The following is a 13,204-nucleotide window of genomic DNA, read 5'->3' on the forward strand; positions in this document are numbered from 1 at the left end:
CAAGGACCCTCCCATGCAACTCGCCACCTGGAACATCAACTCCCTCACCGTGCGCCTGCCCCAGGTGCTGGACTGGCTCGCCGCCAACCCCGTCGATGCACTCGGGCTTCAAGAGCTCAAGCTGGTGGACGAGAAGTTTCCCTACGACGCCTTGAAGGAAGCCGGGTACCACGCCGCGGTCTTCGGCCAGAAGACCTACAACGGCGTGGCCATCCTGAGCCGAACGCCCGTGACCGACGTGGTGCGCAACATCCCGATGCACGCCGACGACCAGTCGCGCGTGATCGCCGCGACCCTGGACACCCCAGGGGGACCGCTGCGACTGGTGAACTGCTATTTCGTCAACGGGCAGGAACCCGGCTCGGAGAAATTTGCCTACAAGCTGCGCTGGCTGGAGGCGCTGCACCGGTGGCTGGTGGAAGAGTTGAAAGTGCATTCGCGGCTGGTGTTGATGGGCGATTTCAACGTGGCGCCGGAAGACCGTGATTCGTTCGATCCCGTGGGCTTGAAAGACACCATCCACCACACGGTGGAAGAGCGCGCGCACTTCCAGGCCTTGTTGCAACTTGGGCTGACCGACGCCTACCGACTGTTCGAGCAGCCCGAAAAGAGCTATTCATGGTGGGACTACCGCATGCTGGGCTTCCAGAAGAACCGCGGGCTGCGCATCGACCACATTCTGGTGAGCGAGGCGCTGCGCGAAGGCGTCAAGGCATGCACCATCGACCGTGCGCCCCGCAAGAACCCTCAACCCAGCGACCATGCACCGGTGGTGGTCACTCTAGATTGAGTTCCTGTATTTTTCGGGTGATCGTGTTGCGACCAATGCCCAGCTTGTGCGCGGCCTCGATGCGCCGGCCCCGCGTGTTGACCAGCGCCGTCTGAATCAGCTTGGTCTCGAAGCGGCGGGTGAGCACGTCCCACACATCGGTGCGACCCTCTTCCAGCAACGCCAAGGCCTCGGCCTGCAGGCCTGTTTCCCAGGTCGGCACCGACGCCGTCGGCATGGCATCGGGCACAGGTGCAAATTCGGCCGTGGTGAGTGACGGCGAGTCGATGTGCGAAGCCTCCGAGAGCGCCACGAGTGGCTGAGCTGCCGAAAACGGAGCCGAAGCGGTAGGCGTGGACAACGCCTCTGGCAGTGCCGCCAAAGCCGCCACCGACGTTCCCGCCATGGCCAGCACCTCGGGTGGCAGGTCCTTGAGTTCGATCACCTGGGCGGGTGCCATCACGGTGAGCCAGTGACACACATTCTCGAGCTGCCGCACGTTGCCGGGAAAGTCGAACGTGCCCAACAGCCGGATGGCGGACTCTGAAATGCGCTTGGGCTCCACACCCAGTTGCTTGGCACTTTGCTGCAGGAAAAAGCGCGTGAGCATGGGCACGTCTTCACGGCGCTCGCGCAAGGCAGGCAGGCGCAGGCGGATCACGTTGAGCCGGTGAAACAGATCCTCGCGGAACACACCATCCTTGACACGTTGCTCCAGGTTCTGGTGCGTGGCGGCGATGACGCGCACGTTGGCGCGCACGGCACTGTGGCCACCCACACGGTAGAAATGACCGTCGGACAACACGCGCAGCAAGCGCGTCTGCAGGTCAAACGGCATGTCGCCGATCTCGTCGAGAAACAGCGTGCCACCATCGGCCTGCTCGAAGCGACCGCGGCGCATCGTCTGCGCACCGGTGAAGGCACCCCGTTCGTGGCCGAAGAGTTCGGACTCCAGCAAGTCCTTGGGAATGGCTGCGGTGTTGATGGCCACGAACGGGCCTGCGGCGCGCGGCGAATGTTTGTGCAAGGCACGCGCCACCAGCTCTTTGCCGGAACCCGATTCACCGGTGATCAGCACCGTGACCTGGCTTTGGCTCAAGCGTCCGATCGCGCGAAACACGTCCTGCATGGCCGGCGCCTGCCCGAGCATCTCGGGCGCGGCGGTCATGCGTTCCTCGGCCACCTCCTCGCGCTGGCTTTCTTCCACCGCACGGCGGATCAGCTCCACCGCCTTCGGCAGGTCGAACGGCTTGGGCAGGTATTCGAATGCCCCACCCTGGAAGGCAGACACCGCACTGTCAAGGTCGGAGAACGCCGTCATGATGATGACTGGCAGGCCGGGCAGCATTTCCTTGACCTTCTCCAGCAGCTCCAGGCCGGAGCCGCCAGGCATGCGGATGTCGCTCACCAGAATCTGTGGGCCTTCGCTTTCGGGTGCGTCCGTCAGGGCCTTGAGAACGTCCTGCGGATTGGTGAAACTGCGTGTGGGCAGGTTCTCGCGCAACAGCGCTTTTTCGAGCACGAAGCGGATCGATTGATCGTCGTCCACTATCCAGATCGGCTTCATGTTGGTGTCGTCCCTTCTTGTGGCGCAGCGCTCGGCAATGGTGTGTCGGTTCTAGGGCAAGGGGATGAGGATCTTGAAGTCCGTGCATCCCGGTACGCTTTCACACTCGATCAATCCATGGTGCTGCTGAACAAAGGTTTGTGCCAGCGTGAGCCCCAGGCCGGAGCCGGCATCGCGTCCCGACACAAGCGGGAAAAAGATGCGGTCCTTGATCGAGTCTGGTACGCCAGGCCCGTTGTCGATGACATGCAATTCCAATGCCAGGCGATAGCGCTGCTTGCCAAACGTGACTTGCCGACCCACACGGGTCTTGAAAATGATCTTCGCATCACCCGCCGCGATGCGCTCGGCCAGCGCTTGCGCCGCGTTGTGCGCGATGTTGAGCACGGCTTGAATCAGCTGTTCACGGTCGCCACGGAACTCGGGAATGGAAGCGTCGTAGTCGCGCACCACGCGCAACCCCTTGGGGAACTCGGCGAGGATCAGCGAACGCACCCGCTCGCAAACCTCGTGAATGTTCACATCCCCCACCACGTGCGGTCGGCGGTGCGGCGCGAGCAGGCGATCCACCAGCGACTGCAACCGATCAGCCTCGTGGATGATGACCTGTGTGTATTCGATGAGTTCGCGCGAATCGAGCTCCATCTGCAGCAGTTGCGCGGCGCCGCGAATCCCGCCCAGCGGGTTCTTGATCTCGTGCGCGAGGTTGCGAATCAGCTCCTTGTTGGCCTGGGCCTGGTCGATCAGACGCTCCTCGCGCTCTTGCCTGGCCTGTTGCTCCAGCGGCAACAACTCCACCACCACCTCACCCTTGCTCTCGGTCTGGGCCACCACCACATGCACCGGCAAGGATTCATGGCTCACGCGCTTGAGCCAGGCGTCGTAGCGCAAGGCAGCAAATTCGTTGCCCCGGGCGCCACTGAGTGCGTTCTCCAGCAACGCGGACTCGGTGAAGCAGTCTTGAAACAGGGTGTTGGCAATGCTGCGTCGGGAGGTGCCCAGCGCATCCTCGAGCGCCGCGTTCGCATACAGCACATGCCCATCTGCATCGACCACCGCAACCAGGGTGGCCAACAAGTCAAGCGACTGAAAACGCCCCGACGAGGCAGCGGGCCGCTTCGCACCTGCGACCCCCGTCGGCTTGGGCGGCGCCCGGCGTTTGATGGGAGATGGAGCAGGCGTCTTTTTCAAACCGCTCATCTTGCGGCATTGCCCGACGCGGCAGGCAGCCGGCCCAGCTCTCGCTGCAGTCCGGCAACATCGCTCTCGGCGCGTGTCACCGCGGCCTTGAGCTCAGCCACCCGATCCAGATAGCGCTGGTAGTTGCGCGACTCGATGCCCTGCTTTTCGGGCTCGCCATTGGCGTACTCCTTGCGCGCCTGCGCCAGCCGCTCCTCGGCCTTGCGCAACTCGGCCTCCAGAATGGCCTTGGCATCGCTGTCGCGGGCACGCTGTGCATTGGGATCCACACGATCGCTGCCGTTGCGCGTGGCCGCCGCAGGTGTGGTGCGGGCAGCGGGCGCGGGCTTGATGCCTTCCACGATCGTGATGTTTCCACCCTCCATCGGGGTGCAGTTGCGGCTCTTGGCCACTTGGGCGTTGTTGGTGTATTCGTTGCCGCAGCGATAGATGCGCTCCTGGGCCTGGGCTTGCAGGCTGCACAGGGCCACAGCGCCCGTGACGAGGCATCGAACGAAAGAGAAATGCAGAGCGGACATGGGCACAGGGTCTCCGTTGGGTCGACACGGCAAAGACTGGCGCCGTTCATCGCGAATCAGTATGACGGAAAACCCTTTGAAAAGTGCCGCCGCCGACCCCGTGGACAGGGCCAGATGTCGCTCCAAAACAAAAGGGACGGCTTGCGCCGTCCCTCGTCTGCATGGACGCCCGGCCACGCCGGGCGATCCATCACAGGCTGTAGTACATGTCGAATTCGACCGGGTGCGGTGCCATGCGGAAACGCGTGACTTCGGCCATCTTGAGTTCGATGTAGGCATCCAGCATGGAGTCGGTGAACACACCACCCTTGGTCAGGAAGCCACGACCCTTGTCGAGATACTCCAGCGCCTGGTCGAGGCTGTGGCACACGGTGGGCACCAACTTGTCCTCTTCCGGCGGCAGGTGGTACAGGTCCTTGGTGGCGGCTTCGCCCGGGTGGATCTTGTTTTCCACGCCATCCAGACCGGCCATCATCAGGGCTGAGAAGGCCAGGTAAGGGTTGGCCGAAGGATCGGGGAAACGCGCTTCGATGCGACGACCCTTGGGGTTGGCCACGTACGGAATGCGGATCGAGGCCGAGCGGTTGCGGGCCGAGTAAGCCAGCTTCACCGGGGCTTCGAAGCCAGGCACCAGGCGCTTGTACGAGTTCGTGCCAGGGTTGGTGATGGCGTTGAGCGCGCGAGCGTGCTTGATGATGCCGCCCACGTAGTACAGAGCGAATTCGCTCAGGCCGGCGTAGCCGTCGCCAGCGAACAGGTTCTTGCCGTCTTTCCAGATCGACTGGTGAACGTGCATGCCCGAGCCGTTGTCGCCAGCGTAGGGCTTGGGCATGAACGTGGCGGTCTTGCCGTAGGCATTGGCCACGTTCCACACCACGTACTTGAGCACCTGGGTCCAGTCGGCGCGCTCGACCAGCGTGCTGAACTTGGTGCCGATTTCGTTCTGGCCAGCGCCCGCCACTTCGTGGTGGAACACCTCGACCGGGATGCCCAGCGATTCCAGGATCAGGGACATCTCGGCGCGCATGTCCTGCATGCTGTCGACCGGGGGCACGGGGAAGTAGCCACCCTTGACGGTGGGACGGTGGCCACGGTTGCCACCTTCGAGCTTGGCACCGCTGTTCCACGGCGCTTCGTATTCGTCGATCTCGCACATCACGCGGCCGGGTTCATTGCTCCAGCGCACGCCGTCGAAGATGAAGAATTCTGGCTCTGGTCCGAAGTATGCGGTGTCGCCCAGGCCGGAGGCCTTGAGGTAGGCTTCGGCGCGCTTGGCGATGGAGCGCGGATCGCGGTCGTAGGCCTTGCCGTCACCCGGCTCGATCACGTCGCACTGCAGGAACAGCGTGGTTTCTTCGAAGAAAGGATCGATGTTGGCGGTGTTGGAGTCGGGCATGAGCTGCATGTCCGAGGCTTCAATGCCTTTCCAGCCAGCGACCGAAGAGCCGTCGAACGCGTGGCCCGAGGTGAATTTGTCTTCGTCGAAGTGGGACACAGGCACGGTGACGTGCTGCTCTTTGCCCCGGGTGTCGGTGAAACGGAAGTCAACGAACTTGACGTCGTTGTCCTTCACCATTTGCATCACGTCTGCGACGGTCTTGGCCATCAAATACTCCTGTAGCTGGGTGAGTGAAAAATGAAAATCGACTTGGGAATGAAGCAGTATTTGTGCCAAACGCAACCCGAGTTCACCTGAACGGGGCATCTGCCTCCAAACGCCCGGGGATTATGGCGCAGGCGATGCGCCACAAAGGTTCGCAGCAAAGCGCTTGAGAAGGGTTTTTCAGCCTTGAGCGCGAAGGCTGGACCGATGAACGGGACATTCGCACGATTGCGGTGCGCCCCAAAAAATGAGCACCAACAAGGTGCACATCAATTGCGCACCATCTCAGGGCCCAGCTCGGCCCCATGCAGCCGCAGGCCGGCAAGCAGGCTGGCAAAGGCGTCTGCAACCGCGCCAGAGCCCCCCTTGACGCCCAGTTCGATGTGGCGCCCGAACTCGGGATGGTCGACGCTGGGCAGGCTGAACACCTTGACCGGATACTCACGCTCAATCCGCTCCATCAATGGCGTCAGCGCTGCCTCTATGGCGCCCATCACGATCACCGAGCGCTCCAGCGAGGAACCTTGATGGTGCAGGTGAGCGTAGGGGTGGTCCAGCACCCACTCGATCATCGGCCACGCCATGACTGGAAATCCAGGCACGAAGTGAACCTGCCCCCCACCGGCACCAGTGCAACTGAACCCGGGGATCTTGTTGTACGGGTTCTGGATGATGGTCGAACCCAGTGGGAACACCCCCATGTTGTAGCGGTGCACGTTGTCCGCGCGCTGGGGGTCGAAGACCTGACCCTGCTCGGCGGCCACATCGCGCATGCGCGACTCGATCAGCATCTTGGCCTCGGGATGCAAGGCGAGTTCGACCCCCAATGCAGCAGCCGCACACTGACGGGTGTGATCGTCAGGGGTGGCACCGATGCCGCCACATGAAAAAACGATGCCCGGCTGAGCAAACGCGTCTCGCAGATTGGCTGTGATGCTCGGGCGGTCGTCGCCCACAAACCGCGCCCAGGACAGTGACATGCCTCGCGCGCTCAACAGCTCGATGACCTTGGACAGGTGCTTGTCCGAGCGCTTGCCCGAGAGGATTTCGTCGCCAATGATGATCAGGCCGATGGCTGGCGTCATGAGGTGCTCAACAAAAAGAAGGGAATGGTCACGTCGCACCGGTCTGATCTGGCCCGTGCAGTTGCGGCGCGTCAGCACGGGCTTCAGACGGGCGAACACGTTCTGGATCTGCATCAAGCACCTCCACCGGCACCACGGCACGCAGGCGCTGCAGCGCCGCGAGCGCGAAGTGGGCGAACCAGAGCGAGGCAAAGGCAAACACAAGCGTGTATATCCAGATGGCCAATGGCACCAAGAGCGGCGCCATGGCAATGAACATGGCGCCCGAAGCCCACAACAAAGTGGGGGCTGCGCCCAAATAGCCACTGAGCACACCCATGAGCAGCAAACTGCCGCGGTGTTCTCTCAAGATGGATTTGCGCTCGTCACTGCTGGCATGCGTGGCCAACGCGTCAAACGCAAAAACGCGGTATGTGAGCCAGCCCCAGATCAGGGGCGGCAGGATCAGCACCAAGGGGGGGACCAGCCACAACGGCAGGGAAATCACCAGCGCAACGATGGCCAGCAGTGTGGAGCCCAATGACCAGAGCACACTGATCACCAGCGACCCGCCGTGTTTGCGCTCCAGACTGGCGAAGCGACGCTGGCCCACCAGATCCACCATCGCCGGGGTCATGAACATCGCCACCAGCAACAGACACAACAGCACGATCACGGGAGTGGCCAGCACCAACACCAGCAGCGGCGCAAACACGCCTCTGAGCGGACCCATTCCGATTTGGTCCATCCAGGCCAGCAAGGTTTCCACGAGCTCAAACGATGCCAGCCAGGCACCCACCGAGGCGACGGCGTCCTCCCAGAAAAAGTAACCCAGGCCGAACGACAGGACGACCATCAAGATCAGGGGGAGAAAGGACAGGGCGATCACCCGAGGGTGGACGCAGTACGCAACGGCCCGCCAGAAAGAATCGAACAACAAGGTCATCACACGAGAATACAGCCAATCCAAGGCACAGACGGACTCGGGACAACGTGCATCGGCGTGCCGCTGCACGAATGACAATCACGTTGAAGACAACTCAAACGCTGCATGAGGGCTAGCATCCGTGCGATGAATCGCATCGTGATTTCAGGCGTGGGACTCGAGGTGGCTCACATTCCCGGCCCAACCAACAAAAGTCCACTTGTCTTTCTGCATGAAGGCTTGGGCAGCGTGTCCCTCTGGCGGCAGCGAGGACGACTCTGGCCCGCTGAACTGTGCGCCGCGACAGGTCGCACCGGCTGGATGTATTCAAGACGCGGTTACGGACAATCCGACCCGGTGGAGGACGTCAGGGGCCCTCCGCGCCGCAGCGGACCATGGCACATCGGCCGCCACGAGCCCGACTACATGCATCTGGAGGCCAACGAAGTGTTGCCACAGGTGCTCCAGCAGTTGGGCATCGGCAGTCCGGTTCTGGTTGGGCACTCCGACGGGGCCACGATTGCATTGCTGCACGCTGCACGCCATGACGTGGCAGGTTGCGTGGCGCTAGCGCCCCATGTGTTCGTGGAAGAGATGTCATTGAAGGCCATCGCTCAGGCCAAAGCGCTCTTTCAGGCCGCGCCACCATCCGCAGATGGACTGCGGCAGCGGCTGGCCCGTCATCACCGAGACGTCGACAACGCATTCTGGCAGTGGAACGACGTCTGGCTCAGCGAAGCATTCCGCACGTTCGACATCAGGGCAGAAATTCGGTCCATTGCTTCACCGCTGCTCATGGTGCAAGGCATGGACGACGAGTACGGCTCCATGGCGCAATTGAGGTCGATTGAAACAGTGGTCGCCGATACCGTGAGGCTCGAGTTTCCCCAGTGCGGGCACAACCTCCACAGAGATCAGCCCGATCGCCTCACCGAAGCGGTACAAGGCTTTTTGAGCCGCATTGTTTGACGACCGTTTGGAAGCTACCCACTTTATAGGATGTACGAACGTCCAGCAGTGTGCACAATCGGTCTCGGGTGTAATGTGGACCAAATAGCCCATCAAACGCTGTCCAAACCCCAAGAAATTCACACCTTCTTCGTGTATCGAGATTGCAGACTCTCCATGGCTGGTGACAACTGCATACACTTTGATACAGATAGACGAATACCCTCCGATGCTCATGACCGACTGGACCAACCCATGGCTGCTTGCAGTGCTGGTGCCCGCTTTGCTGGCGCTGGGCGCGCTGCTGCACCGCATGTGGGCAGAACGGCAGGCCAGGGAGAGAAGGCGCATCCCGAAACACTGGCCCTTGAGCACCCGCGCGCTGGCCAACAGCGAAGAAGCCAGGGTGTGGCATTGGCTGGCCAGAGCCTTTTACGATCATCACGTGATGATCAAGCTCCCGGTGACGCGCTTCACCCTGCCGCGGGACCGGGAACAGGGCATGGAGTGGTACAAGTTGCTGGGCAGCGTGTATTGCACCTTCACCGTGTGCCGATCTGACGGCCGGGTGCTCGGTTGCCTTGATGTGCCTGGAAGTGCGGGTCTTCCGCGCAGCACACGAGCACTTAAGCACTCATTGCTGACCCAGTGCGGCCTGCCCTACTGGGTCGTTCGCTCCAACAGCCTTCCCACCGTGGCCGAAATCCGAGCTGAATTCCTGGGAGAGTCTGCGCTGAGCCAGTCGATGCGCGAGCGCGAAATGGAGGAGCGCGCCATCATTGCCGCGCAGGCCAACCTGCGCACGGTGTTGACCCGCCAACGCAGCACCCGCGCCAGCGACTTCTCCCCGCTCTCCACGTGGCCCAACAGCACCACGGGTGAACCACGAAGCGACTTCAACTCTCAGTGGCAAGAGAACTCGTTCCTGATGCCGCTCGACAGCCGCAAAGGCGATCTCCTCTGAACGACGTCGCGGGCATCAGCCCGAGGTCTTTTGAGTAAGCGACGCGACCTCTTCTCGACTCAGCCATCGCCAGCGCCCGGGCATCAAATCACCGGTCAGCGAAAGCACCCCCACCGACGATCGATGCAGGGCCTCTACCCTGTTGCCCACCGCAGCCACCATGCGCTTGACCTGGTGGTATTTGCCTTCGGTCAGCGTCAATTTCAGGTGAAACTCGCTCTCAGCCGAACACGCTTGGGCCTTCACAGGCTTGGGATCGTCGTCCAGAACCACGCCTTCCAGCAGTCGGATCACTTGCTGCTCATCCAGAGGATGTTTGACCTGCACGTCGTACACTTTGGGCACGTGATGGCGGGGAGACGTCAACCGGTGAATGAACTTTCCGTCATCCGACATCAACAACAGACCCGTGGTGTCCTGGTCAAGACGACCCACCGCCTGCACGCCTGCAGCCGCTCCACCGCCACGGCCACGCAAGGGGCCGGGCAACAAGGTGTAGACGCTCGGATAGGTGCTGGGCTTTTGCGAGCACTCGAAACCCGCAGGTTTGTGAACCATGAGGTAGGCGCGCTCGTGGTAGACCCAGGTCTCGCCCTGAACCTGGAACACCAAATCCTCCTCGACAAACGCGGCTGTGGGATCGGTGCATGCTTGCCAGCCCGTCCCCTCTTCCACCTTCACCAGCCCTTGCTGAATGAGTCCGCAACAGATTCGGCGGGTACCAAAACCTTGTGAAAAAAGAATGTCCTGCAATTGCATCATGATGCGGGGATTGTCGCCGCTGCGCAGCTGCTCGCCTTCGTGTCAGGACAATGATCCATCGCATGCATCGCACCTCGAAGTTCAACTGCGCAAATGCCTGATTTAAAAAGAAAAAGGCCGCCAACCGTACCTGGTTAGCGGCCTCTATCAGGTCGTATGGTGGAGCTGGGGGGATTTGAACCCCCGTCCGCAAGCCTTCTTCGAGCAGTTCTACATGTGTAGCCGTCTGATTTAAGTCTCGCCGCCCGAGTCGCGCAGTGGCACGCTAAACGGGAAGCCAGCATCCTTGAGTCTCGCCCTGCGTCAAGGTGCCCGACGCAAAGCCAGCCGATGAAATTATCCTTGCAGCCGGGAGGTCTTGCGACCCCCTTGCCCAGCCCATCGGCCTGCTGTTGCAAGGCTCACCGCTGATTAAGCGGCGAGTGCGAAACGTTCGTCGTTTGCAGTTGGTTTTTTTCTGTTGCTTTACGAGGTGACAGAACCTCGACATGCCCTGCTGCGCGTCCGAACCCACGTCGAAACCAGTGCAGCCCCAAGGCTCCTATTTTAAGACGATTCAAGCAATTGCAAGACCTGCAATGGAGAAGAAACTTCAGCGTCGGCACCCCAGGACGCCACGTCAGCCCCTGCACCCAGATAGCCATAACGCGCTGCCACGGTCCACATGCCAGCCGAACGCCCTGCGCGGATGTCGCGCTCGTCATCACCCACATAGATGCACTGGGCTGGAAGCAACGACATGCGGCGTGCCGCCTCCAGCAGGGGCGCGGGGTGCGGCTTGGCGTGAGACGTCGTGTCACCGCTGATCACAGTGGCTGCCGAATCGAACAGCCCCATGGAGCGGGTGATGGGCGCCGTGAAACGCTGAGCCTTGTTGGTCACAACCCCCCAGCGCAAACCGCGCTCAAGCAAAGAAGACACCAGTTGGGCCACTTCCTCGAAGGGGCGAGTGCGCTGGGTCAGGCAGTTTTCATAGTGAATGAAGAACTCTTCCTTGTATTGCTCGTAGTTGACATGCTCAGCGTTCATACCGAATGCCACTTGCAACATGCCGCGCGCACCGGAACCCACATGGGGCCGGTATTCCGCCAATGGCTTGGACGGCAAGCCACGACGCATGCGCATGCCATCCGCTGCCGCACCCAAATCGGGCGCGCTGTCAATCAGCGTCCCGTCCAGATCAAACAACACTGCGCGCACCCCGTGGAAAGCGACAGACCTCATGCTTTTCGGCTAGCAAACAGATAGTTCACGCTGGTGTCCTGACTCAACCAGTAGCGACGAGTCAGTGGGTTGTACTCCATGCCGCGGGTATCCGACAGCTCAAGTCCCGCGTCGCGACCATACCTAGCCAACTCGCTCGGCCTGATGAATTTGGCGTACTCATGGGTTCCTTTGGGCAACAGTTGCAGGATGTATTCGGCACCCAGGATTGCAAACAGAAACGACTTGGGGTTGCGATTCAGGGTCGAAAAGAAGACCCAGCCACCAGGTTTCACGAGAGCCGCACATGCACGAACAACGGAAGATGGATCGGGCACATGCTCAAGCATTTCCATGCAGGTGACCACATCGAACGAACCCGGCTCCTGCAAAGCCATGGCCTCTGCACTGATTTCCAAGTAGTCGACATTGGTCGTGCCTGCTTCGAGCGCGTGCAACTGGGCTACCCGCAGTGCTTTGACCGAAAGATCGATCCCGGTCACCGTGGCACCCTTTCTCGCCATGGCATCCGAAAGAATGCCACCGCCGCATCCGATATCCAGTACACGTTTGCCTGCAAGTTGGGCCATTCCATCAATCCAGCTCAATCGCAATGGATTGATCTGGTGAAGTGGACGAAACTCGCTTTCTGGATCCCACCAGCGATGAGCCAGATCGGAGAATTTGGCCAACTCGGCTGGGTCGGCATTGAGGTTGTGATTCATTGCTTGATTATCGTCAGCCCATGAAAAAACCGCGCCGAAGCGCGGTTTTTTTGGGGCAACCCGAAGGTTTACTTGTTGGCCCGGGTGCCGACAACTTCCACTTCGACGCGGCGGTTCTTGGCGCGGCCTTCGCGGGTGGCGTTGTCTGCCACTGGCTGGGTCAGACCCTTGCCTTCGGTGTAGATGCGGTTGCTTTCGATGCCCTTGCTCACCAAATAGGCCTTGACGGCTTCAGCACGGCGGTTGGACAGGGCTTGGTTGTAACCAGCAGCGCCGGTGGAGTCGGTGTGACCCACGGCAATCACAACTTCCAGATTGATACCAGACACCTTGCTGGCGAGGTCGTCCAGCTTGGCTTTGCCTTCTGGCTTGAGCACGGCTTTGTCGAAGTCGAAGAACGCATCGGCAGCGTAGGTCACTTTGGACGCTGCAGGAGCGGGTGCGGCGGCAGGAGCGGGCGCGGGGCGTGCGGCTGGGGCAGGTGCTGGTGCTGCAGCAGGAGCCGGTGCAGGAGCAGCCACAGGAACGATGGCACCGTCGCAACCGACAGCGGCAGTTGCAGGCGTCCAGCTGGAATTGCGCCAGCACAGTTCATTGGTACCGTTTTTCCAGACCAGTTCGCTGGTGCCATTGCGCCAGTTGTCGATGGTTTGGGCGCCGGCGGCCGTTGCCATGGCGGCCGTTGCGATCAGCATTGCCACTTTGTTGAGTTTTTTCATGGTTTTCCTCTTGGTAAGCCGCAGACAATCTGCGTACAAAAAAAGACGCTTGAAGTGACCACCACTCAAAACGCTGGATTTCATTGTGCCACAAGCGCTATAGCGCCAACCGGCAGGTACGGGCGCCTCGGGGACTGTATTCCGACTGTCCCAGCATTCGTTGTGGTGTTACAACAAAGAGCGTGCCAAGGCGCGATCCGGTGCCACCCGTAAAATGGCGAGTTGCCTTTTGGCCCA

The 13,204-nt window shown here is 61.1% G+C and carries 13 protein-coding genes and 1 other RNA gene; 3 read left to right on the forward strand and 11 right to left on the reverse strand.

Annotation, left to right across the window (positions count from 1 at the left end; translation table 11 throughout):
- The first annotated feature begins 13 nt into the window (after nt 1-13).
- Entirely contained in the window at nt 14-790 is a 777-nt protein-coding gene (gene xth / locus V6M63_RS08345) for an exodeoxyribonuclease III (RefSeq protein ID WP_332741123.1), read from the forward strand.
- Here xth and ntrC read toward each other — a convergent pair.
- From ntrC to V6M63_RS08375, 6 genes are all read right to left on the reverse strand, one after another.
- Nucleotides 777-2,336: a nitrogen regulation protein NR(I) gene (gene ntrC / locus V6M63_RS08350; RefSeq protein WP_332741124.1), complete on the reverse strand. Its 1,560-nt coding sequence runs from the start codon at nt 2,334-2,336 to the stop codon at nt 777-779. The two genes, xth and ntrC, sit on opposite strands and share 14 nt — an antisense overlap.
- Nucleotides 2,337-2,387: 51 nt before the next feature.
- Nucleotides 2,388-3,536: a nitrogen regulation protein NR(II) gene (gene glnL, locus V6M63_RS08355; protein ID WP_442909563.1), complete on the reverse strand. Its 1,149-nt coding sequence runs from the start codon at nt 3,534-3,536 to the stop codon at nt 2,388-2,390.
- Nucleotides 3,533-4,054 carry a hypothetical protein gene (locus V6M63_RS08360; RefSeq protein ID WP_332741126.1) on the reverse strand — a complete coding sequence of 174 codons (522 nt, stop codon included), beginning with the start codon at nt 4,052-4,054 and terminating at the stop codon, nt 3,533-3,535. Before V6M63_RS08360 ends, glnL begins: the two co-directional genes overlap by 4 nt.
- Before the next feature lie 190 nt (nt 4,055-4,244).
- Nucleotides 4,245-5,660: a type I glutamate--ammonia ligase gene (glnA, locus tag V6M63_RS08365; protein ID WP_332741127.1), complete on the reverse strand. Its 1,416-nt coding sequence runs from the start codon at nt 5,658-5,660 to the stop codon at nt 4,245-4,247.
- 266 nt (nt 5,661-5,926) lie between these two features.
- Nucleotides 5,927-6,742 (reverse strand): competence/damage-inducible protein A, encoded by an 816-nt coding sequence (locus tag V6M63_RS08370; RefSeq protein WP_332741128.1) that lies wholly within the window; start codon nt 6,740-6,742, stop codon nt 5,927-5,929.
- A gap of 28 nt (nt 6,743-6,770) precedes the next feature.
- Nucleotides 6,771-7,667: an EI24 domain-containing protein gene (locus tag V6M63_RS08375; protein WP_332741129.1), complete on the reverse strand. Its 897-nt coding sequence runs from the start codon at nt 7,665-7,667 to the stop codon at nt 6,771-6,773.
- A gap of 126 nt (nt 7,668-7,793) precedes the next feature.
- On the opposite strand from V6M63_RS08375, the gene V6M63_RS08380 reads away from it, so the two are divergent.
- Both V6M63_RS08380 and V6M63_RS08385 read left to right on the forward strand, forming a co-directional pair.
- Entirely contained in the window at nt 7,794-8,615 is an 822-nt protein-coding gene (locus V6M63_RS08380) for an alpha/beta fold hydrolase (protein WP_332741130.1), read from the forward strand.
- A gap of 214 nt (nt 8,616-8,829) precedes the next feature.
- Nucleotides 8,830-9,558 carry a DUF2726 domain-containing protein gene (locus tag V6M63_RS08385; RefSeq protein ID WP_332741131.1) on the forward strand — a complete coding sequence of 243 codons (729 nt, stop codon included), beginning with the start codon at nt 8,830-8,832 and terminating at the stop codon, nt 9,556-9,558.
- A gap of 15 nt (nt 9,559-9,573) precedes the next feature.
- Here the strand turns inward: V6M63_RS08385 and V6M63_RS08390 are convergent, their stop codons facing one another.
- The 5 genes from V6M63_RS08390 to ompA all read right to left on the reverse strand — a co-directional run bounded on the left by V6M63_RS08390 (nt 9,574) and on the right by ompA (nt 12,967).
- Complete coding sequence (locus tag V6M63_RS08390) at nt 9,574-10,317, reverse strand: pseudouridine synthase (RefSeq protein WP_332741217.1); 744 nt, start codon at nt 10,315-10,317, stop codon at nt 9,574-9,576.
- Nucleotides 10,318-10,477: 160 nt separating this feature from the next.
- Nucleotides 10,478-10,854, reverse strand: a transfer-messenger RNA (tmRNA) gene (gene ssrA, locus V6M63_RS08395).
- 12 nt (nt 10,855-10,866) lie between these two features.
- Nucleotides 10,867-11,544 carry an HAD-IA family hydrolase gene (locus tag V6M63_RS08400; protein WP_332741132.1) on the reverse strand — a complete coding sequence of 226 codons (678 nt, stop codon included), beginning with the start codon at nt 11,542-11,544 and terminating at the stop codon, nt 10,867-10,869.
- On the reverse strand, nt 11,541-12,248 hold the full coding sequence (gene ubiG, locus V6M63_RS08405; protein ID WP_332741133.1) for a bifunctional 2-polyprenyl-6-hydroxyphenol methylase/3-demethylubiquinol 3-O-methyltransferase UbiG: 708 nt from the start codon (nt 12,246-12,248) through the stop codon (nt 11,541-11,543). Before ubiG ends, V6M63_RS08400 begins: the two co-directional genes overlap by 4 nt.
- A 68-nt stretch (nt 12,249-12,316) precedes the next feature.
- Nucleotides 12,317-12,967 carry an outer membrane protein OmpA gene (ompA, locus tag V6M63_RS08410; RefSeq protein WP_332741218.1) on the reverse strand — a complete coding sequence of 217 codons (651 nt, stop codon included), beginning with the start codon at nt 12,965-12,967 and terminating at the stop codon, nt 12,317-12,319.
- Between the last annotated feature and the right edge of the window lie 237 nt (nt 12,968-13,204).

It is taken from the genome of Hydrogenophaga sp. (assembly GCF_036675665.1).
Classification (GTDB): Bacteria; Pseudomonadota; Gammaproteobacteria; order Burkholderiales; family Burkholderiaceae_C; genus Hydrogenophaga.